The following is a 22,948-nucleotide window of genomic DNA, read 5'->3' on the forward strand; positions in this document are numbered from 1 at the left end:
CACTAACGGTACAACCGCCAACCTAGTCCGCGACGCTGAATATGCCGGCGACGGCACGGCCGGTGACTTATGGGCTTGGGACGAAACCGGTACAGCTGATAGAATCGCGACCTCGACCACAGTTGTAGATGATGAGATGCTTATCCTGCGCTTTGCCGCGACATCAGCCATCACTACGCCGACCGGTACCTACACGGTAGTAAGCACCTACATCGCTACACCGACGTTCTAAAGACTTTAAGGAAGGACCGTGGATGCGACCACGAACCCCGGTAAAGCTAATGCTGGCGCTGCTGATTATAGCGGCGCCAGCATTAAGATTTGTACCTATCTACTCGGCACCAGGGCTACTAAACAGAAGTTTACAAGTAGGGACAACCGAAGTAAGCGCTTCAACGACATATGGCTTCCAGTTTGATATAACCTCGGCCTCTTCTCTCGGATCGATTAGGTTTCAGTTTTGTTCGAACGACCCGATACCGTTTAATCCGTGCACTGCCCCGACAGGGTTTGATATCAGCGGCGCGACGGTTGGCGCTCAGACTGGTGAAACCGGTTTTACCATCGATCCTGTGATAACACCAAATGAGTTAATCTTAACCAGGGTGCCGACATTGGCTACCCCACAAACCGTAACCTATGATTTTAATAATGTTATTAATCCGGATACGGCAGCCAGTTACTTTGTCCGATTGATAACCTACGCCTCGGCAGACGGCAGCGACCCATCGACTGAAGAAGCGGGCATAGCCTTTGCTATGACTGATCGATTTGATGTAACAGCTTTCGTACCCCCCTTCCTGTCATTTTGTGTCGGACTTAGCGTGGCCGCTGACTGCTCCAGCGCTACCGGCAACCTCATCGACCTGGGGATTTTGGACGAATCGTTATCTTCAACCGCAACTTCACAGTTTGCAGGGGCGACGAACGGTGTCGGCGGCTTGGCCATAAGTGTTATAGGTACAACCATGACTTCTGGCGTAAACACGATTACTGGCTTGGGTACAAGGTCTCCATCGTCAGTTGGCAGCAGTCAGTTCGGTTTTAACCTTAGAAATAACTCCAGTCCGAACGTGGGGATTAACCCAGCCGGACCGGGAACGACGGTACCAACGGGCGACTATAACGTTATTAACGAGTTTACGTTTAGAAACGGTGACATAATTGCTTCATCGCCCTTACCGACCAACTACACCGTCCTAACCGTTTCTTACCTCGTAAATATCAGTCCAAGTCAAAATCCAGGGGTCTATACCGCCACACTGACCTACATTGGCACAGCTACTTTCTAAGTCGATTTTTTGCTACTATATAAAGCAATAAGTCGGAGGAAAGAAAAATGCTTAAAAATAGATCGTTTGACGTGAATCGAATAAGGTTGATGTTCTTAGCCGTGCTAGTTGGAACGCTAATGCTATTTGCTATTAACACCCACGCCCAGGATGACAACACAAGTTCGGGTAACGGCCTGCGAATAACACCAGTCAGACAAGAATATAGTTTGGCTCCAGGGCAGGCGGAGTCATATGAGGTAGAAATAACCAACATCTCGCAAGCCCCCATCGAGGTGACGGTAATTGTGAACGACTTTGAATCAGACGACGTAACTGGTCAACCAAGAATTATCGTGGACCCGGACCAAAAATCACCATTTAGCCTAAAGCAATACGTAAGTTTACCAGCTGATTTTCGGCTTGAACCGGGCGGTTCCCAGAAGGTAACAATAGCAGTAAACTTGCCGGACAGCTTAAACCCCGGTGGCTACTTTGGAATAGTCAGATTTGCGCCGAAGGGTATAACTGCCGAAGAAGGTGCAGTCGCCTTAAACGCCAGCGTTGGCAGCTTACTGTTGGTTTCAATTCCGGGCGATGTCACGGAGGGACTGACACTGCAGTTTATCGAGGCCAGACGTGACGGTTCCACTCGGGGTATCTTTGAATCGGCGCCAAATACATTAGCGATTGGGCTGGACAATACTGGCAACTCGATCTTGAAGCCTTTCGGCAGGGTAGCGATTGAGAACATCTTTGGCAATGAAGTCTACAGCTATGAGTTTAACGGCGGACAGCTCCGGGGTAATGTATTGCCGCAGAGCAGCCGAACTTTTGAAGATGAAATTCACAACATCGGAAAGATTGGCCGATATACAGTTGAGGCCAATCTGTCTTTTGGTGAGGGCGGCGGAGAGATTATTGCTGCCACGACTACTTTTTGGGTTATACCTTGGCGCCTCATCCTCGTGGCGTTAGCGCTAATCGCTTTGGTTATCTGGTTCGTAACTCGCGGCTTAAAGTCCTATAATCGACGGGTGGTTGCTCAAGCCAAAAGAAACTCATAAGATAGGCACCTCGAGTGGTATACTGGTGCAAGCATGAGCTTCATCATGAAAAACATAAAAAATAAAATTCTTCTCGGTATCGCCCTAGCGTTGGTTAGCTTATATCCAGCACTAGCGCAGGTGACCAACCCCCAAACCGGCTCGGTCGGTATCGAGGGTACGATTCCAACCGATCCGCCGACGGTCGGGGCGACAATAAGCTTTCCGACCAACGGCCAGACTTTTCGTGACATACCCATCAAGGTTCAGGGAATTTGCCCGAAGGATCTGTTAGTTAAGCTGTTTAAAAATCAAGTTTTTGCTGGCGCTGTGCCCTGTTCGAGCCAGGGAACGTTCGAATTGGAAATAGACCTGTTTAGCGGTAAAAACGAGCTGGTGGCTAAGGTGTTTGATTCGTTAGATCAGCCAGGTCCGGACTCTAATAAGGTCACGGTGACATACGATGACGGACCCCAGGACGACGGCATTGCCCAATTGATATTGACTTCGAACTTTGCCCTGAGGGGCGCCAACGCCGGTACACCGCTGACTTGGCCGTTGGCCATCAGTGGTGGCGTACGGCCGTTTGCCATCAGTGTTGATTGGGGCGACGGTGAAACCTCTCAGCTGGCCCTCGATTTAGCGGGTAATTTTACGGTTGAGCATACTTATTTTGAGCCGGGTGTCTACAGGATGGTGGTTAGAGCAACTGACGGGCGCGGAAAGACCGCTTTTATCCAGCTGGTAGCAGTTGCCAACGGCCCGAGCGCTCAAGACGCCAATGCTGCCGGTACGGGGGAAAGCGGTTCAGGACTCAGCCAAAATCTTCGGATTCCCTTGTTGCCGATTTATGTCATGTTCTTCTTTGTGATTTCGACCTTTTGGCTGGGACGACGATATGAGGTCAGGCGGATTAAAAACGCCGTTCGAACAGGCAAAGCCGTCCAGCTCTAATACACTAGTATTTAGGAGACAGTATTTTTGGAAAAGGGATCGGTTCTGCCTTATTCCCAGATACAAATTCCTGTATACTTGCGCCTTGTTATGCGCGTATTTGTTGGTTTATCCGGCGGAGTCGATAGTTCCGTTACGGCGGCTTTATTAAAAGCGCAGGGACATCAAGTAACCGGGGTTTTTATGAAGAATTGGACTAAAAACATCGGCGGGGTGGTTTGTCCGTGGCGACAAGACATGCTAGACGCTAAACGTGTAGCCGTCCAGCTTGGGATTCCCTTTATAGTGTTTGATTTCCAGCGGGAATACAAGCAAAAAGTGGTGGACTATATGATTTCCGACTATAAAGCCGGCCGGACACCCAACCCGGACGTAATGTGTAATCAAGAAATAAAATTCAAGCTGTTTTTAGACACAGCCAGAGAAAATGGAGCCGACAAAATCGCCACTGGGCACTATGCTCGCGTTTCGCTAGAACAATCAACAACCAATAGCCAACAACCAAAAAGAGAGCGATTCGTGCTAAAAACAGGTGTTGATAAGAACAAGGACCAATCGTATTTTTTGTACCGGATGACGGAAAAAGCCTTAGCCAGGACGCTGCTGCCGATTGGCGAGCTGAGTAAACCTAAGGTCAGGGAAATTGCTAAAAAAAACCAACTGATTACCGCCCAGAAGCCAGACTCACAGGGTATTTGCTTTGTCGGCGAAGTCGGAATTGACGATTTTATTAAAGAGTTCGTACAGGTTAAACCGGGCCGGATAATTGATGTCGTCACGGGTAAAGTTATCGGCCAGCACGGCGGGGCCGTGCTGTATACGATTGGTCAAAGGCATGGCCTGAACATCGGCGGCGGCCTGCCATATTACGTTACCGCCACCGACGTCAGAAAAAATCTCGTATATGCTACTAAGCAGCTTGATAATGAACACCTCTGGCAAGCCCAAATTCAGTTGTCAGATACCCATTGGATAAACGAACCGCCCAAAGCCAAAGCCGGTTATAGCTGCCGGGTACGCTATCGCTCGAAACTTCTTAGTTGTCAGGTAAGAGCTATTAGGTCGGGGAGAGCTACGGTTATACTAAATCGAGCCGAACGAGCCATCACGCCCGGTCAGTCGGTAGTTATTTATGACAACGACGAAGTTTTGGGCGGCGGTATTATTAGTTAGCGCTCGTTGAGTCCTTGTCAAACGGTATTCGCTTTCGTAATTTGGTAGGGGCATTCTATAGAATGCCCCTACGGATTGCTTGGCATTGGTGTGTGGAATGATAATAATTAGATCTTTTTTAAATATTTTAAAACCGATTCTGGACTAGTCCGTCGAGGACAGAATCGGCTGCAGTTTAGCCCCTGCGAGTCATCGTTGCTCGAAGGGGTACGATTTGCCTAAGTGGCAGCTTAGGCGGGCGATCTATGCCGTATGAGGCGAAAAATCACCACTAGCACTACCCAGCCCACCAGCCAAACTATCGGATGGTAGTTGTCAGGCAGATCAGCTGTGATCACGGCGTCTGCTCTTTTTGGCGGGCTCGAGCACATAGACGAACACCGGCAGCGCGGCCGCGCTTAAGCTCGCAGCGGTCATCTGCAGGGTTAGTACCCAGTTTTTGCTGAGCGCCCAACTTGCCAAGATGGCAAAGTCGACTACCGCCGCCAGCAAGGCGCCGTTGAGCCGGCCCAGCGCCAGCCGCTTATCGGTAGCGATTGCCGACTCGATGTCATAGAACATATCAACCTCCGTTGGTAGTCGTGATAAGCCCAATCAAGCTAACCACAAAGAACAGCATTACGTCCGGGTATCGGCCGGAAACGAACTCCCACCGGCCGACCCATCGCCCCATTCGGTGGGCTTGCTCGCTGGGGTCTAAGAAAGCCGCCACAAGCAAGTTGACTTCCAACAAGAGGCAGAACAACAGCAGGACAGACCAGATGATAGGCATTTAAAGGTTCCTCCTCGACGAACTTATCTAACCTAACAACACTCAAACTGTGCTGTCAAATTTTGCTACAATACTCCAGATACTAATTGTGAGCAAAGCTAAAAAATATGACAGCACAGGAAATCCGGCAAAAGTATTTAGAATTTTTTAAAAAACAGGGGCACGCACTTATCCCCCGAGCGAATTTGCTGCCGCTGGGTGACCCAACTACGCTCTTTACCGGCTCGGGCATGCAGCCGCTCATTCAATATTTGTTGGGAGAAAAACACCCCAACGGCCAGCGGTTGGTTGATTCACAAACCTGTCTTAGGGCCGAGGATATCGACGAGGTTGGCGACAACCGGCACACCACTTTTTTTGAGATGCTGGGCAACTGGTCTTTGGGCGATTATTTTAAAGACGAACAGCTCGGCTGGTTTTTGGGTTTTTTGACCGAGGAAGTCGGACTAAGCTCAGACAAACTTTATGTCACTTGTTTCATTGGAGACGAAAGCTTAAAACTCCCGCGTGACGAAACCTCGGCCGCCATCTGGCAGAAATTGTTTAAAAGACACAGGCTCAAGGCCGAAACAGCTGATATCGGCAGCGCGGCCGATGGCTATAAGCGCGGCATTAAGCCAAACGAACGAATATTTTATTACGATGCCAGCAAAAATTGGTGGAGCCGGGCCGGCCTGCCTAACGAGATGCCTATAGGCGAGCCGGGTGGACCCGATAGCGAGGTGTTTTATGATTTTGGCACTGATCACGATCCGAAATACGGTGCCCAATGCCACCCAAACTGCGATTGTGGCCGATTTTTAGAAATCGGCAACTCGGTCTTTATGGAATACGTCAGAACCAAAGATGGCTTTAAGTCCTTACCAAATAAAAACGTGGATTTTGGCGGCGGACTGGAGCGCATTGCCGCTGCCAGCAATAATAACCCTGATGTATTTAAAATTTCTCTGATGTGGCCGGTGATTGAAAAACTGGCAGAGATGTCCGGTAAAAAATATGAGGATCATATCGAATCAAAACGAATTATTACCGACCACTTGCGCGCCGCCGTTTGGTTGGCAGTCGACGGGCTAGTGCCGAGCAACAAAGAGCAGGGCTACGTTATGCGCCGGCTGATTCGGCGGGCCGTGTTAAACGCCCATGAACTCGGTATTGAGCATGGTCTGAGCGAGGCAGTGGTACCGGTAGTCGTAAATACGTACAAAGCTGATTTCCCGGAAGTGGCGGAGCGAGCCGAGATGGCGGTTCAAACCATAGCCAAAGAAGAAAAAATCTTCCGCCAAACGTTAAAAAAAGGATTGCGTGAGTTCGAAAAATTGGCCATAACAATTTCTGTAAACAACAAAGAAGTAAAAGATACAAAACTTACGGATGCTTTCTATCCCTATATGAAAGGGGCGGATATTTTTATGCTTTACGACACCTACGGTTTTCCGGTTGAGCTCAGTCTGGAAGAGGCTAAAAAACGCGGCATAGAAGTTGATAGCAACTGGCGGCACGACTTTAATCATTTGATGGAAGAACAGCGAGCTCGTTCACGCACCGCCACCAAGGGCCAGTTTAAAGGTGGTTTGGGCGGCCAGAGCGACGCTCATAAACGGCTGCATACCGCTACTCACCTGCTGTACGCTACGCTAAAGACAGTTTTAGGCGACCACGTTATTCAGCGGGGGGCTAATATCACCAAAGAGCGTCTGCGGTTTGACTTTGAGCATCCCGGAAAACTGACCGACAAAGAAAAAGTCAAAGTCGAGAAGTTGATAAACCAACAAATCGATAAATGCCTGCCGGTTGGCTATACGGAATATCCAACCAGCGAAGCAATCAGTAAAGGTGCATTGGGCCAGTTTGGCGATAAATATGGAGACAAGGTCAAGGTCTACACCGTGGGCGAGGGCGATCAGCGTTATAGCTTTGAAATTTGCGGCGGCCCGCACGTCGATAATACCTGCGAACTAAAGGAAACCGGCAGGTTTAAAATTATCAAGGAAGAGTCCAGCTCATCAGGCATACGTCGAATCAAAGCTGTTTTGAAGTAATCAAAAAACTATATAATTAGTTATATAGTTTTTATAATTACAAAACCCCTGTTAGACAGGGGTTTTGCTGTTTGATATTATGTTTGATTTTAGAGTGAGAGAGGACAGATCCAGCCGGGGGTAGAAAACAAAAGAGAGGCCCAGGTGGCCCAAAGTCAGAAAACGTATTCAAATCGGAAGTGGCTTCCAACGCGAATTTGTTTTTTTGACCCTGGGCCTGGGCGTTGCACCGGGGCGGTTGGGGGGAGTTTTCGGGGCGAGGGGAGATGAGCGGGGAGCGCACAAGGCGCTGTTTTGCTACGGGGGCCGATCAGAGGGGGCGGGCTGGCGGTGCGAACGGATGCCAAGCATGGCGAGCTCCTTTCTTGGCGATCGACGTCGGTGGTTTTGGTGCGGGTGCGAGTTTTTGTTTTTTGTCAGCGTCCCGGCTGGATCTGTCGGGGACGATTTTCCGCTTGAGGCTTCAAGCAGAGCGTCTAAGTGTCATTGAATCAGGCTTATGCTTAAATGTCAATAGGTGAAATTAAAAAAGACCCTATCGCGGGCTTGTAGGTTGTGGGGGTGTAGCTTGGTTTGAGTTATTTTTAGGGCGGGAGGGTAGGACAGGTAGAGTGTCAGCTCTGGGCCGAGGCCTTCGCTAATTTCTCCGACTGTCCGCCAGGCGCATATTAGACGATGTCGATCGAGCGAGACCTTTACAGGTCCTGCTTTTAACGACTCCGCTAAACGAGCCTCGCCAGTTCAATCTCCGAAGAGATCTCGCTGCTACCCACCTACCCCGGTGCTGCTTCCGGATAGAGCCGAATCCAGAAACAAATCGAGCGAGGCCTAAGCCAGGCTCTTCTAAGGAAACTTTCTCACGACGTTTTTTAGGCGCCTTGAGTAGGTTTACCTTGCCCAGGTTGTGCGACTAGTCCTTGCCTAAGATCCGAAGACCTCAAGTTTGAAACCAGGGCTCTCAACCATGGACTGCCCAGCGGGCGCTCTCTCAGTGGAGGCACTTACCGCAGGCAAGATCTAGAACTTTCGAACACGTCTGAAGTTTTTAATTCTTCTAAAAACCTCAAATGTGTCCGAAAATAACAATACTCAAACTCAAGCTACGATTGCTTCGCCTCCCAAATGAAGTGAAACAAGTAGAACGATTATACGGCTATGGCAGATGAAAGTCAAACCTGACTGACCCAAATTTGTGCACAATTTTTCAACACCTTGCCGTCTTAATCAATTAAAGATTGATGGGAGCTTGAGTTTATTTAAAGAGGCCGCGGGGCCGGGTGGAGTAGTTTGCTCGATTCGGTACCCCAAAAACGCGGGTGTTTTTGGGGTGATTGAGCAAACTTTATAGCAAGTCTGGACGGGCGAGAACGACCATATGGTCGGGAGGAAATGGTGCCTTCAACCAAATTTGCTACTCGCTTAACGAAACCCACCCGTTGGCCCGGCGGCCGCCGCTAGCCTCGATGAGGCCTTACCCAGTTGCACTGGGGCAGTTTTGCGGCCGGTTGCCTCCGATGGGAGACATCGACCGTGGCTGGTTAAGGCCACAGCCGCCTGCTCTTTTTTTGGCAGTCTACTCTGCCAGACAGGTTTGTGCTTGGAACGGTTGCCCGCCCAGGAACAAACCGAGCAAGCCTAGGTAACTCAAGCTCTAAGGTTTTAGTTTAGACCTGAGCAGCGATTGGCGTCAAACCAGCTGAAATAAAAAACATCCGAGCGGTTAACTTGGATATTTTTCGGCCACAGGACTCAAAAAAATTTGAACCGTCTGGTCGGACAAGGCAGGAAAGGTCGATCGAAATCATCGATCAATGTTTCCCGCCAAGGTAATAAAAGAACAAGTTGGTTGATCGGGCTGGGGCCAGGCCGTGCCTGGAGAGCAGGAGGCCCCAGCCTGATCACGCAACGGGACGGGCCAAATTGTGCCAGAGCTGTAGACACAGCCAGTCCATAGCCCGCTGGTCTCAGCGCGGTGGGAGGACTCCGCGATGAGATTATTCGCCCTGGTGGTTTTGGGGGCCGTAGTAGGCTGCGGTTGCACCTGTTGGTGGTACCGCGACCGGTAGGGGAACCACCAGGGCGATCTATTAGACGCGATGTTTCAGCGCCAATCCTGGGAGCGGCGGCTGAAGCCAGCCGGGTCCGCTCCAGGTCACTCGATTGGGGAGGTATAGCCCAACCAAGTAATGCCCGCCGCCTTGGAATAAGGGGCTAATTCTTCGGGAGTCACCCACTTGCTCGGCGACCGAACCGCCAGCTAGCGGATGACTCCCGTTGTCGGCGCCAGCGGAGCGCCTTCTGCCAGGCAGCGCCTGCATTCCGGCAGACCTTTTAAACCCCTAGGGGCCACCCCATTTACTCGACTGGTCGCCTGAGAAGCGGTCCGATCGGGCGGGTGGCCCCTAAGTCCTCAGCGTTCTCGGCGCCGTCGATGGCGCCGGACCACATAGGGTTGTTCGAGGTACCTTATGACCGCGATGATCATAAGCCTCCTTCCGCGTAGGGGACTGGTGAGCTTAAGACTTTAAGCCCGCTAGCCCCCCACGAGGATCAACTCGTTCTTTGTCAAAAAAACACCTTTGCCAAGTAGCGGCAAAAGACCATATTTATTCAACCATTGACCGGTTTTAGTGTCAAACAAAAAGAACCCTGAAATATTTCGGGTTCTGCTTTGGCTTCAGCCGGGCTCGATATATCCAGCGCGAGTGAAGATTAAGACCAAGGCGGCAAAGCTGGCCGGGTGGCCAAATTTGTAGGCCGCCGAGGTCGGGGTGTAGATAGGTTGTTGGTCAAGTGGGGGAGTTCAGGCTCTGGCTACGGGCCAGAGTGAAGGAGCCATCCCTCCCCGCGCGGGCTGCTTGTTAATGCGTGCCAATTTGTGGCATTCGTTCGGCCACGTTTGGCGGCACGCTCCTTGCGCATTCCTTCACGGCTGCGATAAGGATCTTGGACCCGGTTCCGGGGTTGGTGTGACTGATCTTAGGTAAGACCAGTGAGGTACCAACCCCGGAATAGCATCCGCCGCGAGCTGCTCAGCACGAAGTTTGTGCGGCTTAGCTCAGCGGAAACCTAGCCCGTTCTTTTCAAGCGCCGTGGCATCGCTCCTTATCCAAGGGGGCAAGCCAACGTTTTCTGGTTTTCTGCGCAAGACAAGAAGCGGGCAGGGGCGCCAATCTCAGGCCAGGCTGCTGAAGGGAGGGCAGCACTAAGCCTTTGATCTGACACCACCGATCAACTCTAACCATGAGCGGTCTCGCCGCTAGTTGATCGGGAACCTGGCGCGCGTGGGCGGATGACAACATAGTGGCTCTCAAGCGCCCACGATCCACCATAAAGATGGAATGAAACCTTGGGAGTTGGTGCTCCCAAGAACTTGTTGATCCCCTGGGGCCCAAAGTCATAAGAGCATTATTACCTCTTCCCTTCGGCGGTGTAGGCAGGCGGTCACTGTTGTGACTGGTGCTGGTGCCGGCGCCGGGTCAGCTGATGGCGGCGAAAGACGACATGAAGGACGACTTGAGGACCGAAAACAGGGAGTCTCGGTTGTGTATACGCACCTCCTATCCATGCTCGGGACGTTCCCGAACTCGGTGGCTGGAGCAAACCACGGTGGCTGGAGCAAACCAAAGTTGGCTCCTAGCACCGAGCTGGGAAAGATAAAAAACCTATCCGTGTTAAAAAACACCCTAAAGCCAATCGACCTTAAGGATTGGGAGGTATCTTAGCATAGAGCAAGGGTTTTGTCAACAATCAAGGCAAAGCAATTATTTTGTAACTACCCCTTAAGTATAAGCGTTGTTAAGGTATAATGGACAGAATGGTTTTAGCTAAACTAAAACAGATATCAAATCAAGTAAAAACAGCGGTCAGGACCAAATCCGACGACCAAGCTAAGCATATCGTTGGGTTGGATATCGGCACCGAATTTGTCAAAGCCCTGATTGGCCGGGTTGAGGGCGATAAAATCAAAATTATCGGAGTCGGCCGCCAACGGCAAGGGTTAAGCGATATGCATTCCGGTGCCATTAGCGACATTTCGGCCGTTGTGGCTAATTGCGACCAAGCTCTGACCCAGGCCGAAGCCCAGGCCGGTGTCAGTGCCCGCCGGGCGATAATTGGCATCGCCGGTGAACTGGTCAAGGGCACGACCAACACCGTCCGGTACAAACGGCCCGAACCGGCTAAAGAAATCACTATCGAAGAGATGGAACATATCCTGAGTCGAGTCCAGAAACGGACCTATGAGCAGGCTAAAGCCCAAGTTGCCTGGGAGACCGGCAACCAAGACGTTGACGTTAAACTGGTCAATTCGGCGCTGGTATCGATTCATATCGACGCCTATAAGGTGACCAACCCGATTGGTTTTCAAGGCAAGGACGTAGCCGTCCAGATCTACACGGCCTTTGCGCCGATGATTCACATCGGAGCGCTCGAGCGAGTCGCTAACGAACTCGATCTGGAACTTATCGCGGTGGCGGCCGAACCGTTTGCCGTGACACGGGCGGTAATCGGCACCGACGCCAGCAGCAACCTAAGCGCGGTGACGATCGACGTCGGCGGCGGTACCACCGACGTGGCCGTGGTTAACGACGGTGGCGTGGAGGGTACTAAAATGTTTGGTATCGGCGGCCGGGCCTTTACTAAAACGATTGCGGCCGAACTAACTAAGAGTTTTGACGAAGCCGAGGATATCAAGCTGAAGCTGGGCGAAGCCGGCTTAGAAGAAGCTACCGAACAAAAAGCCTCGGCCGCCGCCCAAAAAACCCTGAGCGTCTGGTTGGACGGTGTCAAACTGGCCTTGGGCGAGTTCGATAAGGTCGATCAACTGCCCAACAATTTATTACTGTGCGGCGGCGGCGCGTCGTTGCGGATGTTGACCGACGCCTTAGGCGCCGGCGAGTGGTATAAAGAAGTGGCCTTTACCAAGCGCCCCCAAGTCAAATTAATCGAACCGAGCCAGGTAGTCGGGGTGGTTGACTTAAGCGGCAAAGTCACCGATCATACATTCATAACCGCTATGGGCCTGTTACGAGTGGGCCTCGATACGGTTAATCCAGCAGAAGATAGCGGCAGTATTCGCGACAAACTCAATAAGTTGCTCAAGGTATGAAGAAAGACACCATTTACATCGATATCGAAGACGATATCACTACCATCATCGACAAAGTCAAGTCGGCCGCGGCTAAAATCGTGGCCGTGGTACCGCCCAAGCGCTCGACCACGTTAATCAGTGCCGTCAATATGAAACTACTGAAGCGAACGGCGGAAGAGTCTAACAAACAAGTGGTGTTGGTGACCAGTGAAGCCTCGTTGCTGAGTCTAGCCGGCGGGGTCGGTTTGTATGTGGCGCCAAATCTGCACACCAAGCCCTTTTTGCCGTCGGCCGAAAACGCTCCGCTGGTGGACGAGTCGGTTATCGATGGCGCCGAACTGGATCCGACTGCGCCGGTGGGCGAACTTGACAAGCATCACACCACCGGCGAGGCTTCTTTGGAAAATGAGCCAGCACCGACCGAGCCGGCTAAAAACACCAGTAAGCCACGGTTTAAAATTCCTAGTTTCGACCGGTTCCGCAGTCGGTTTTTGCTGATCGGAGCGGCCATTCTTGGCCTCGGTCTATTGTGGTGGTGGGCGTTTTTTATCGCGCCCAAAGCGAGAATAACCATCAGCGCCCAAACTTCCAGCGTTGACACGGTTTTTGAGTTTACGGCAGACGCTGGGTTGGAGGTCGACGATTTTGAGAAGAACCAGTTTAAGGCCGAACAAGTCGAGCTGAAACAAACAATCAGCCAGGATTTTACTCCGACCGGCAAAAAGAATATCGGCGAAAAGGCTTCCGGCCCGGTGGAAGTCAGAAACGAAACCGGAATTGCCCACACGATTGAGGCCGGGACGAATTTTACTTCGAGTGGCGGCCTGAAATTTGAAGCGACAGAATCGGCTACCGTACCGGGCGCGACGGTTGACGGCGGCGGCAATGTCGTTCCAGGAACGGTTGATATGCAGTTAAGATCGGTGGCTCCGGGGACACAGTACAATCTGGCGGCCGGCGAAGTTTATGATATCGACGGGGTTGGTAGTTTGACCTACGGTGTGGGCGGGGACATGAGCGGCGGAACCGATAAGAACGTTACGATAGTTGCCCAAAAAGACGTCGACGCGGCTAAAAAGCAACTGGCCGACACAGATCGAGCTGACTTGGTGAGCCTGTTGCGTGACGAGTTCGACGACGATATTGTGCCGTTAAATGAAAGCTTGGTAGTTAAAATTGGTTCAGCCAAAAGCGAGCCGGCGGTCGGCGCCGAAGCAGCGACGGCCAAAGTGACGGCCGAAGCCAGCTTAACCATGTTAGGGCTGGCGCGGGAAACGCTGAAAAAGGCGGTTGAGGATTATCAAACCGGCCAGTTTGAGGGTGGCGATCAGATTATTTATCGGAATGGCTTAGACGAGCTAGTCTTTAGTCTGGTAGAAAAACAGAGCAACAGCAAAATGGACCTGCGCCTGAGAACCGAAGGGTTTATCGGTCCGGATTTGGACACGGCCCAGTTGGCTGAAGATATCAGCGGTAAACGTTTTGGCGAGGCCGTCAACATTATCCGCAGCCGACCAGGCGTGATTGAGGTCGATGCCGATTTTGAACCATTTTGGGTCTTCAGTGCGCCGCGACCGGGCAGAATCGAGTTTATTCTAAACGTCAACGACGCCGCTTTATGAGCGGTCAGCCGGGCGGAGTAGTATTGGGCTTGGATATCGGTAGCAAACGACTTGGGGTCGCCCGAGGGAGTACGATTAGTCGATTAGCTACCCCGTTGGCGGTGATTGCAATGGACGGACACGAATTTGGGCGGCTGAAGCAGCTGATTGATCAGGAGAATGCCGTGGCGCTGGTGGCGGGATTGCCGCGGGGGCTGGACGGCCAGGAGACCGAGCAAACCCGAACCACAAGAAATTTTGCCAGCCGGCTGGAAAGCTTGGGCCTGCCGTTGTTTTGGCAAGATGAAGCGGCGACATCAGTGGGGTTAAAGCGGCAGCGGCCATTTGGACAAAAAAAACCAATTGACGACCGGGCAGCCGCTATAATATTGCAAGATTATTTGGACACTCTAAGATGAAGTACGAGCATCGAATGCCAGTTAATAAACGAAAATTTAGGCGGTTATTCAGTATTATCGGCCTGGTCTTGCTCGGGCTAGTAATGGCTGGCTGGCTGGTAGCCGAACAATGGTACCGCAGCAATTTACGGCCGGTTAGTGAGCAAGGAAACGAAGTAGTATTTGCGATTACCCTTGGAACCTCGACAGCCGATGTGGCCGAATCACTCGAGGAGCAGGCGCTAATCCGCAGTTCTCGGGCTTTTATCTGGTATATCAACCGGTTGGACGGAACGCCAGTACTGCAGGCCGGGACTTATCGGTTGAATGCGGCTTTAACCCTGCCTGAGATTGCCGACATCATTATTAACGGGCAGGTTGATACCAGTCTGGTAACGATTCCGCCCGGGTTGCGGCTGGACCAGATTAAAGACGCCCTCGAGCGAGCTGGCTTTAAGGCCGAGGATATCGATTTGGCCTTGAAAAAGCGTTATGACCACCCCTTAATGGTTTACTTGCCCGACGATGCCACGTTGGAGGGTTATATCTATCCTGAAACATTTAAGATCGACGGTAGCTCGGCCGTGGCCGACACGATTGAGCGGTCGTTCGACGTCTTTTATGAGCAACTCAGCGATCCCATTCTGCGGGGGTTAAAGCGCCAGAAATTGAGTGTCCACCAAGCTATTATCCTAGCGTCGATTATCGAGAAAGAGGTCACCGATCCTGAGGTGCAAAGACAGGTCGCCCAGGTGTTTTTAAAACGCCTAAAGGAGGGTATCCCACTCGGCGCTGATCCGACTTTTCGCTATGCTGCCGCCTTGTTAGACGTCGAAGCCACGCCAGATGTGGATTCACCATATAACACTCGGATTCATGCTGGTTTGCCGCCCGGCCCGATTGCCAATTTCAATATCTCGGCACTGGAGGCCGTAGCCAACCCGGCCGACACCGACCACCTCTATTTTGTCAGCGGTGACGACGGTCAAACATACTTTGCCAAGACTGAAGCCGAACACCAAGCTAACGTCAATAAATATTGCCACGAACTCTGCCGGTTGTAGGCGAACCGCAGCTACTTAATTGACTAATTTAAGCATAAATTTTATAGAAATCTTAATAACAGGGGTAATTTTGCTTATGAATAACCTTGACTTTAAGCGCGCTTATCTGCTAGAATCGGCTAGTTTATCGGTAATTTTTGAGCTGAGGGGTTAGGCACAACGCCCTTAATCACCGGTAACCTTCCGCCAAATGTCGATAAGAGGTAGTAACACTTTAAGTAAAGGTCGAAACTCCCTCTGTCCTTATTAGGAGCAAGACAAAGTAACGCGAAGTCGCCGCCGTGGTAACACAGCGGCTAAGGAGCCGCGTATCAAACGCAGCCAACAATGGCCGGCAGCCACAGATTCTGCGGCCATATCGAAAAAGAGCATCACACATACTCTGTCGACCGCCCGTCAAACGGTAGTTACGACCAGAGAGTCTGTTAAGCGTAGCGCCAAGCGGCACGTTCACTTTTTGGCGCCGTTAGCCGTGGCTTTGCTGATCTTGGCTTTTATATTCTATTCCCGGCCCGATAAGTACCAGCCGACAGATCCGTTAGCTTACATCGGCGGACTGGGCGGCGGTGTCAGCGCCGTCGACGAGTTCTCCGCGGCTAAAATCGCGGCCGATATTGCCAAGGGCGTTGAACTAATCGTAGCCGACAACGTTCAGAACCTAGCCGACTCGGAACAGGCCAAGGTTCAGTTTTCCACGACTGAAGGCTCGTATTTAACCAAACCGCAACAAGTTGTGACCGATGCTAAGACCAACAAGGATATCTTAAACTATGTCGTTCAGCCGGGTGACACCATCAGTTCGATTGCCCGTCGGTTCAACATTACCAGCGATACGATCCGCTGGGAAAACGGTTTAAGCGGCAACGCCGTGGCGGCCGGCAAACGGCTGCGGATATTACCAGTGTCCGGTGTGAGCTACATCGTTCAGCAAGGCGATACGCCCGGCTCGATTGCTGCCAGATTTGGCGCCAATGCCAACTATGTAGTGGCTTTTAATGACGCCGAGCTGCGCGGGCTAAAGCCTGGCGACAAAGTGATTATCCCCGAAGGCGAGAAACCAGCTGACCGCCCGACTTATTTCTCCAGCGGGTACGGTTTTGCTTTTGGTTCGCAACCGCTATATGGCGGTAACGGTTATTCTTATGGCTACTGCACCTGGCACGCCGCTAACCGCCGGATTCAGATTGGCCGGGCGGTGCCGCGGAACTTAGGTAACGCCGTGACTTGGCTGTCGTTAGCTCAAGCCTCTGGCTTGTCGGTCGGCGAGACGCCGAAACAAGGCGCAATTTTATGGCACCGGGCGACCTGGGTAGCTGGCGGTTTGGGTCACGTTGGATTTGTCGAACAGGTTAACGACGACGGCTCAATCAAGGTTTCTGACATGAATTACCCCTATTGGAACAGCGTAACTTATCGCACGATTGAACCAGGCGAAATAAGCCAGTACAAATTTATTTACTAGCCAGGGGGCTTTACTGGCGATGGCTTTAGCTTTAGTGTCATAAGTGTTATGAGCGTGTTTGTTGATTACGTCCAAGTTAAAATTAAGGCCGGCCGCGGCGGTGACGGCCTGGTTAGTTTTAGACGGGAAAAGTTTGTTGATAAAGGTGGCCCAGACGGCGGCGACGGTGGTCATGGCGGCAGCGTGCTGGCCCGGGCCAGCCGCAATGTCAACACCCTGCAGAACTTTCGGCACAAACAGTTAGTGATCGCCGCGGACGGTCAACCAGGTGGCCCGCAACGCCGGCACGGCAAGAGCGGAGCCGATTTAGAGATAACATTACCGGTAGGCACCCAAATCAAGCGAGGCGATCAAGTTGTGGCCGATTTAACCAAGGACGGCCAAGAAGCCGTCATCGCCCGCGGCGGCCGCGGTGGCTTTGGCAACGCCCACTTTATTAATTCGACTCGCCAAGCTCCCCGAGTGGCGGAAAAAGGCGAACCCGGCGGGGCTTATGACGGCGTGTTCGAGTTGAAACTGCTGGCTGATGTCGGTCTTGTTGGACTGCCCAATGCCGGCAAATCGACTTTTTTATCAGTCGTCAGCAACGCCCGGCCAAAAGTGGCGGATTATCCTTTCACGACCTTGATTCCCAACCTTGGGGTGGCTGATGTCGGCGGGCGAAGCTTGCTGATTGCTGATATACCCGGGCTGATTGCCGGCGCCAGCCAGGGCAAGGGTCTGGGCGACGCTTTCCTGCGCCATATTGAACGCACATCGGTTATTCTTCATCTGATTGACGCCTATAACGAAGACGTAGCCGAAGCATATAAAACAATCCAAGTCGAGCTGCGCGATTATCATCTCGATTTAACCCGGAAACCGCAGTTAATCGGTCTGACAAAAATTGACGGCCTGGATGATGAAATCGTCAACGACCAGATAAAAAAATTAAAGCCCCACCTGTCTCGCGCGACGACAGTATGCGCCGTGTCTTCAGTCACGGGCGAAGGCATAAAGCCACTGCTGGCCGACTTGGCTCTAATAGTTAGCCGAACGCAGGCGGCAAAGACCAAGGTCAAGAGTAAAAGCAGAGTCAAGATCGTAACTTACAAAGCTGAACCCGGCGAATGGTCGGTTATAAAATATAAAAATCATTGGCGGGTGGCGGGTGAGAAAATCGAAGGCTTTGCCAGGCGAACAAACTTTGATAATGAATGGGGCGTCCGGCGGTTGAAGGACATCCTCAAAAAAACCGGCGTGCTCAAGGAGTTAACCCGCCGTGGGGCCCTGGCGGGCGACAAGATCGGGTTTAAAGACGTCAAAGACCGGCTGGAGTACTAAAACCAAATACCGCGTCTATATGGATTGCCCAGAGGTTGAGTCGGGTGTCAGAACGTTGCGTTCGAGCCGAATAAAAAGCCATCCTTTATACTTTAAGAACTATGGCCCAGACTTTTTTCTTTTATGATTTGGAGACGTCCGGTATAGACCCGGTCTATCAGCGGATTATGCAGTTTGCCGGCCAGCGGACCGATCTCGCCCTAAAGCCGATGGGTGAGCCGGTTAATGTACTGGTTAAACTGTCCGACGACATGTTACCGGAACCGGAGGCGGTGTTGGTGCACGGCCTTTCGCCCCAAAAAGTCAGGGCCGAAGGTATTAGCGAGGCCCAACTCAGCCAACTTCTGATAAACGAGGTCTTTGTTCCCGGCACGATCAGCGTCGGCTTTAATAATATTCGGTTTGACGACGAATTCGTCCGCCACCTGTTTTGGCGCAATTTTTATGATCCATACCAGTGGCAATGGAAAGATGCTCGTTCCCGCTGGGATTTACTCGACGCCTTCCGTTTGACTCGGGCATTGCGGCCGACCGGCCTGAGCTGGCCGGTCGATGGCGAAGGCAAGCCGACCAATCGGCTCATATCCTTAGCTAGTGCTAACAACGTCAATCTGATTGATGCCCATGATGCCCTGGGCGACATAAGCGCCACGCTGGAACTGGCCAGAAAGCTCAAAACCGCCCAGCCAAAGCTGTTTAATTTTTTGCTAGACAGCCGACACAAAGCGGCTGTGGACAAGATTATCGCTAAACAGCCCTTCGTTTATTCTTCTGGGCGCTACGACGGCGAGTTTTTAAAAACGACCGTCGCGATTGTTGTCGGCCAAGACGCCCAAGATAGCAATAAGCGGTTGATTTATGACCTGCGCTATGACCCGACCGAATTTATGAGCCTGGATGTAAAACAGCTGCGCGAGTTGATCTATCGACCGCGCGACGAGTCAGAACCGCTCCCCCGGCTGCCGGTCAAGAAGCTGGCCGTTAATCGTGCCCCGGCGGTAGCGCCGATCAGTACATTGGATGAGGCAGCAGAAAAAAGAATCGGGTTGAATCTAGAAACTGCCTTAAAACACCAACAAATTCTCGATAAAACACCAGCCTTTGCCGCTCGGCTGAACACCGCCTTTGAAGGTATGGAGCGCCTACCACGGCGAACTGACCCGGAAGGACAGCTGTACGATGATCGGTTTGGATTCTTAGGGCCCAAGGATAAGGCCGCTATTAATACTATTACGGCAGCCAGTCCGGCCGCCTTAGCCGAACTCAAGCTCGATTTTATCGATCAGCGACTAGATGCGCTGTGGTTACGCTACAAAGCCCGTAATTTTCCTGAGGCCTTAAGCGGTGATGAGGCTGCTCGTTGGGAAGGCTGGCGAACCGATAAGTTAATAAATGGGATAGATAACAGCCTAAACTTAGCCAAGTTTGCCGAACGACTTAACCAACTGGCGGCTTATCGGACCGACCCAAAGGACACCTACTTATTAGAAGAGCTCAAGCTCTATGCCGAGAGTATTGCTCCGGCCAAGCTGTTTGATTAAAGACTGATAAGTTCGATGGCGATTTGTTCAACTTGCCGGTTGAGGCGGCGCCGAAAAAAAACTATTTCTCCTATCAGCCACGCGCTGAATATTGCCAGGGCGATGACTAAGATCTGATTGAAGCTCAAAAAAAGCTCAGTTCCGGGCACTTGGCCTAACGCTACCAACCTTAGAATGGGCGTCTCGAGGTCGTCCCAAATTTTAGAAAAAACCACGGCCGAACCGGTAATGCCGGCCAGCCAGAAAAAAATTTCTGCCATACTCGCTCGCTAAATTACAAACAAGATAACAACCATATTGACAGTTGTCAATATATATTGAATAAAATGCTTATGCTCTGCCTTGTTTACTTGCTCTGGTCTTGAAAAACAGGGGAGAAAGTCCTATAATGCGTCGGCTTATGGCAGAACAAATAACCATTCAGGGGGCGCGGGAACACAATCTGAAGAATATTGATATTGCTCTGCCGCGGGAAAAATTTATCGTTATCACGGGTTTGTCAGGTTCGGGTAAGTCGTCGTTGGCGTTCGATACGATTTACGCCGAAGGCCAGCGGCGTTACGTTGAGTCGCTGAGTAGCTATGCCCGGCAGTTCTTGGGTCTGATGGAAAAGCCGGATGTTGACCAGATCGACGGCCTCAGCCCGGCAATTTCCATCGACCAAAAATCAACCAGCCGCAACCCCCGCTCCACTGTCGGCACGGTAACTGAAATCTATGATTATTTAAGATTGTTGTTTGCCCGAATCGGCGTGCCTCATTGTCCGGTTTGCGGCCAAGAAGTCCAACGGCTGACCTCCCAGCAAATCGTCGATGCCGTTAGGCAGCTACCAGCCAAGGCGCGATTGCTGATACTGGCACCAATTGTAGTCGACAAAAAGGGTGAATTTCAGCACATTCCGGAACAGTTTTTACGGGCAGGATTCGCCCGCGCTCGAGTCGACGGCGTAGTATTCGCGCTGGACGAGTGGCCCGAGCTCGATAAAAAATACAAACATACGATTGAAGTCGTAGTCGATCGGGCGGTCAACGAACCGGACTCCCAGAGCCGGTTAGCCCAATCGGTCGAGCAGGCGATTGAGTTGGCCGACGGCGTGGTGCGGGTAGTGGATGCCGAGCGCGGAAGCGAGCATTTATTTAGTGTCAATTTTGCTTGCGCCGACCACCCGGATGTCAGTATTCCTGAGCTGGAACCGCGGCTATTTAGTTTTAACAGCCCTCATGGCGCATGCCCAGTTTGTACCGGCCTAGGCTCAAGAATGGAAGTCGACCCGGAATTGGTTATACCCAATGGCAATCTGACGATTGCCGAAGGAGCCATCCGGCCCTGGAACCGAATCAGAATAGATACTTGGTATCAGAAAAAAGTAGCGGCGGTAGCCGAGGCAAATGGTTTTTCGGTTCACGTTCCGACCGGAGAGCTAAACAAAGAACAGTTAGATTTGATCTTATATGGAACCGGCGCCAATAAATACCGAGTGGCTTTGGGTAGCGGCCGGAGCTATGAGACGACCTTTGAAGGCGTGATTCCCAATTTGGAGCGCCGTTACCGCGAAACCGAATCGGATTTTATCAAACGCGATATCGAACGCTTTATGCGCGAGCGGCCGTGTCATGAGTGCCAAGGTAAACGACTCAAACCGGAGTCGCTGGCTGTAACCATCCGGGACTTTTCGATAATTGATATCACTGAACTGGCGATTGAAGACAGCCAGGATTTATTTAAGAACCTCAAACTTAATAACAAAGAACAAATCATCGCCAAGCAAATTCTTAAAGAACTGAACGCTAGATTGGGGTTTTTGCTCGACGTCGGCTTGGGTTACCTGACTCTTAGCCGCAACGCCAAAACTCTGTCTGGCGGCGAGGCCCAGCGCATCAGATTAGCCACCCAAATCGGCTCCGGCTTGATGGGAGTGCTATACGTGCTAGACGAACCGTCAATCGGGCTGCATCAGCGAGACAATAATCGCCTGATTAAAACGCTCAAGCACTTACGCGATTTAGGCAATACCGTCATCGTCGTCGAGCACGACGAGGAAACTATCCGCCAGGCCGATTACGTTCTTGATATCGGACCGGGTGCCGGTGTTCACGGCGGTGACATCGTGGCCCGAGGTACACCGTCGGAAATCGCAAAGCAGCCCAAGAGTATCACCGGACAGTACTTATCTGGTAAGGCTTCAATTCCGGTGCCCAAAAACCGGCGCAGTGGCAACGGTAAGAGGCTAGTTATTAGGAATGCCCGCCAGCACAATTTGAAGAATCTCGATGCCACCATTCCGCTGGGAGTGTTGACGGTTGTTTCCGGCGTGTCCGGGTCGGGCAAGTCGAGTCTGATAAATGATATTTTAGCTAAGGAGCTAGCCCATCGCTTGCAACGTGCCCAGACCGTGGCCGGGCGGCATGACGATATTGAAGGGGTAGAATTTTTGGATAAAGCGGTGGTTATCGACCAGTCGCCAATCGGCCGGACACCGCGTTCAAATCCGGCAACCTACACCGGTGTATTTACGCCGATTCGCGAGCTTTTTTCTAATACGCCAGAGGCTAATATCAGGGGCTATAAACCGGGGCGGTTCAGCTTTAATGTCAAAGGCGGACGGTGTGAGAACTGCTCGGGGGACGGCATCATTAGAATCGAAATGCACTTTTTGCCCGATGTCTACGTACCGTGTGAGGTTTGTCACGGCCAGCGTTATAACCGCGAAGCGTTGGAGATTCATTACCGGGGTAAAAATATTGCCGACGTCTTAGCCATGACGGCCGAAACGGCTCTGGATTTTTTTGCCAATATCCCGGCTATTAAAAGCAAATTGCAAACATTGGTCGAGGTCGGCCTGGGTTATATCCAATTGGGCCAACCGGCTACTACCCTGTCCGGGGGTGAGGCCCAGCGGATAAAACTGGCTTCGGAGTTATCACGTCGGGCAACCGGCAAGACACTTTATATCTTGGACGAACCGACCACCGGCTTACATATGGCCGATGTCAAAAAATTACTCAGTGTGTTGCACGCATTGGTCGAAACCGGCAATAGCATGGTGGTTATCGAACATAACCTCGACGTTATCAAATCAGCCGATCACATAATCGATCTGGGTCCGGAAGGCGGAGAAGCCGGCGGCAAGATATTAGCCGAAGGCACTCCCGAACAGATTGTCAAAATAGCTAAATCGTTCACCGGGCAGTATTTAAAGAAGGTGCTTTAGG

At 51.6% G+C, this 22,948-nt stretch carries 17 protein-coding genes; 14 read left to right on the forward strand and 3 right to left on the reverse strand.

Translation table 11 applies throughout. The annotated features are described in order from the left end of the window. The 5 genes from VGA08_02090 to mnmA all read left to right on the forward strand — a co-directional run. On the forward strand, positions 1 to 232 hold a 232-nt coding region (locus VGA08_02090), incomplete at its 5' end, for a hypothetical protein (protein ID HEX9679387.1). A gap of 22 nt (positions 233 to 254) precedes the next feature. Beyond that, positions 255 to 1,292, forward strand: a complete 1,038-nt coding sequence (locus VGA08_02095) for a hypothetical protein (GenBank protein HEX9679388.1) — start codon at positions 255 to 257, stop codon at positions 1,290 to 1,292. A gap of 71 nt (positions 1,293 to 1,363) precedes the next feature. After that, on the forward strand, positions 1,364 to 2,338 hold the full coding sequence (locus VGA08_02100; protein HEX9679389.1) for a hypothetical protein: 975 nt from the start codon (positions 1,364 to 1,366) through the stop codon (positions 2,336 to 2,338). A 45-nt stretch (positions 2,339 to 2,383) separates the two neighbouring features. After that, a complete protein-coding gene (locus tag VGA08_02105) occupies positions 2,384 to 3,271 on the forward strand; it encodes a PKD domain-containing protein (GenBank protein HEX9679390.1) in 888 nt (295 codons plus the stop codon). A gap of 90 nt (positions 3,272 to 3,361) precedes the next feature. After that, positions 3,362 to 4,444, forward strand: a complete 1,083-nt coding sequence (gene mnmA, locus VGA08_02110) for a tRNA 2-thiouridine(34) synthase MnmA (protein HEX9679391.1) — start codon at positions 3,362 to 3,364, stop codon at positions 4,442 to 4,444. A 324-nt stretch (positions 4,445 to 4,768) separates the two neighbouring features. Here mnmA and VGA08_02115 read toward each other — a convergent pair whose 3' ends face one another. Together VGA08_02115 and VGA08_02120 are read right to left on the reverse strand one after the other, a co-directional pair. Further along, complete coding sequence (locus VGA08_02115) at positions 4,769 to 5,005, reverse strand: hypothetical protein (GenBank protein ID HEX9679392.1); 237 nt, start codon at positions 5,003 to 5,005, stop codon at positions 4,769 to 4,771. A gap of 1 nt (position 5,006) precedes the next feature. Further along, positions 5,007 to 5,216: a hypothetical protein gene (locus tag VGA08_02120; protein HEX9679393.1), complete on the reverse strand. Its 210-nt coding sequence runs from the start codon at positions 5,214 to 5,216 to the stop codon at positions 5,007 to 5,009. Between the two features lie 107 nt (positions 5,217 to 5,323). Here VGA08_02120 and VGA08_02125 point away from each other — a divergent pair, with 107 nt between their 5' ends. The 8 genes from VGA08_02125 to sbcB all read left to right on the forward strand — a co-directional run bounded on the left by VGA08_02125 (position 5,324) and on the right by sbcB (position 19,736). Beyond that, positions 5,324 to 7,255 carry an alanine--tRNA ligase-related protein gene (locus tag VGA08_02125; protein ID HEX9679394.1) on the forward strand — a complete coding sequence of 644 codons (1,932 nt, stop codon included), beginning with the start codon at positions 5,324 to 5,326 and terminating at the stop codon, positions 7,253 to 7,255. A 3,817-nt stretch (positions 7,256 to 11,072) separates the two neighbouring features. Continuing rightward, positions 11,073 to 12,365 (forward strand): cell division FtsA domain-containing protein, encoded by a 1,293-nt coding sequence (locus VGA08_02130; protein ID HEX9679395.1) that lies wholly within the window; start codon positions 11,073 to 11,075, stop codon positions 12,363 to 12,365. After that, the gene (locus VGA08_02135; protein ID HEX9679396.1) at positions 12,362 to 13,969 is read left to right on the forward strand and encodes a baseplate J/gp47 family protein; all 1,608 of its coding nucleotides are present in this window, start codon (positions 12,362 to 12,364) and stop codon (positions 13,967 to 13,969) included. Before VGA08_02130 ends, VGA08_02135 begins: the two co-directional genes overlap by 4 nt. Beyond that, positions 13,966 to 14,367 (forward strand): Holliday junction resolvase RuvX, encoded by a 402-nt coding sequence (gene ruvX, locus VGA08_02140; GenBank protein ID HEX9679397.1) that lies wholly within the window; start codon positions 13,966 to 13,968, stop codon positions 14,365 to 14,367. The genes VGA08_02135 and ruvX overlap by 4 nt, the downstream gene beginning before the upstream one ends. A gap of 14 nt (positions 14,368 to 14,381) precedes the next feature. Further along, complete coding sequence (mltG, locus tag VGA08_02145) at positions 14,382 to 15,410, forward strand: endolytic transglycosylase MltG (GenBank protein ID HEX9679398.1); 1,029 nt, start codon at positions 14,382 to 14,384, stop codon at positions 15,408 to 15,410. A gap of 457 nt (positions 15,411 to 15,867) precedes the next feature. Continuing rightward, the gene (locus tag VGA08_02150) at positions 15,868 to 16,872 is read left to right on the forward strand and encodes a LysM peptidoglycan-binding domain-containing protein (protein ID HEX9679399.1); all 1,005 of its coding nucleotides are present in this window, start codon (positions 15,868 to 15,870) and stop codon (positions 16,870 to 16,872) included. Between the two features lie 48 nt (positions 16,873 to 16,920). Continuing rightward, the gene (gene obgE / locus VGA08_02155; GenBank protein HEX9679400.1) at positions 16,921 to 18,195 is read left to right on the forward strand and encodes a GTPase ObgE; all 1,275 of its coding nucleotides are present in this window, start codon (positions 16,921 to 16,923) and stop codon (positions 18,193 to 18,195) included. A gap of 101 nt (positions 18,196 to 18,296) precedes the next feature. Next, positions 18,297 to 19,736 (forward strand): exodeoxyribonuclease I, encoded by a 1,440-nt coding sequence (gene sbcB / locus VGA08_02160; protein ID HEX9679401.1) that lies wholly within the window; start codon positions 18,297 to 18,299, stop codon positions 19,734 to 19,736. Here sbcB and VGA08_02165 read toward each other — a convergent pair. Beyond that, positions 19,733 to 19,996, reverse strand: a complete 264-nt coding sequence (locus VGA08_02165; GenBank protein HEX9679402.1) for a hypothetical protein — start codon at positions 19,994 to 19,996, stop codon at positions 19,733 to 19,735. The two genes, sbcB and VGA08_02165, sit on opposite strands and share 4 nt — an antisense overlap. A 140-nt stretch (positions 19,997 to 20,136) precedes the next feature. Here VGA08_02165 and uvrA point away from each other — a divergent pair, with 140 nt between their 5' ends. Beyond that, positions 20,137 to 22,947 (forward strand): excinuclease ABC subunit UvrA, encoded by a 2,811-nt coding sequence (gene uvrA / locus VGA08_02170; protein HEX9679403.1) that lies wholly within the window; start codon positions 20,137 to 20,139, stop codon positions 22,945 to 22,947. Position 22,948: the final 1 nt, after the last annotated feature.

It is taken from the genome of Candidatus Saccharimonadales bacterium, from assembly GCA_036397795.1.
Lineage (GTDB): Bacteria > Patescibacteriota > Saccharimonadia > Saccharimonadales > DASWIF01 > DASWIF01.

Coding starts and splice junctions, on each gene's coding strand:
- VGA08_02095 (HEX9679388.1), top strand. CDS start 255: ATGCGACCACGAACCCCGGTAAAGCTAATGCTGGCGCTGCTGATTATA.
- VGA08_02105 (HEX9679390.1), top strand. CDS start 2,384: ATGAAAAACATAAAAAATAAAATTCTTCTCGGTATCGCCCTAGCGTTG.
- mnmA (HEX9679391.1), top strand. CDS start 3,362: ATGCGCGTATTTGTTGGTTTATCCGGCGGAGTCGATAGTTCCGTTACG.
- VGA08_02115 (HEX9679392.1), bottom strand. CDS start 5,005: ATGTTCTATGACATCGAGTCGGCAATCGCTACCGATAAGCGGCTGGCG.
- VGA08_02120 (HEX9679393.1), bottom strand. CDS start 5,216: ATGCCTATCATCTGGTCTGTCCTGCTGTTGTTCTGCCTCTTGTTGGAA.
- VGA08_02125 (HEX9679394.1), top strand. CDS start 5,324: ATGACAGCACAGGAAATCCGGCAAAAGTATTTAGAATTTTTTAAAAAA.
- VGA08_02130 (HEX9679395.1), top strand. CDS start 11,073: ATGGTTTTAGCTAAACTAAAACAGATATCAAATCAAGTAAAAACAGCG.
- VGA08_02135 (HEX9679396.1), top strand. CDS start 12,362: ATGAAGAAAGACACCATTTACATCGATATCGAAGACGATATCACTACC.
- ruvX (HEX9679397.1), top strand. CDS start 13,966: ATGAGCGGTCAGCCGGGCGGAGTAGTATTGGGCTTGGATATCGGTAGC.
- mltG (HEX9679398.1), top strand. CDS start 14,382: ATGCCAGTTAATAAACGAAAATTTAGGCGGTTATTCAGTATTATCGGC.
- obgE (HEX9679400.1), top strand. CDS start 16,921: ATGAGCGTGTTTGTTGATTACGTCCAAGTTAAAATTAAGGCCGGCCGC.
- sbcB (HEX9679401.1), top strand. CDS start 18,297: ATGGCCCAGACTTTTTTCTTTTATGATTTGGAGACGTCCGGTATAGAC.
- VGA08_02165 (HEX9679402.1), bottom strand. CDS start 19,996: ATGGCAGAAATTTTTTTCTGGCTGGCCGGCATTACCGGTTCGGCCGTG.
- uvrA (HEX9679403.1), top strand. CDS start 20,137: ATGGCAGAACAAATAACCATTCAGGGGGCGCGGGAACACAATCTGAAG.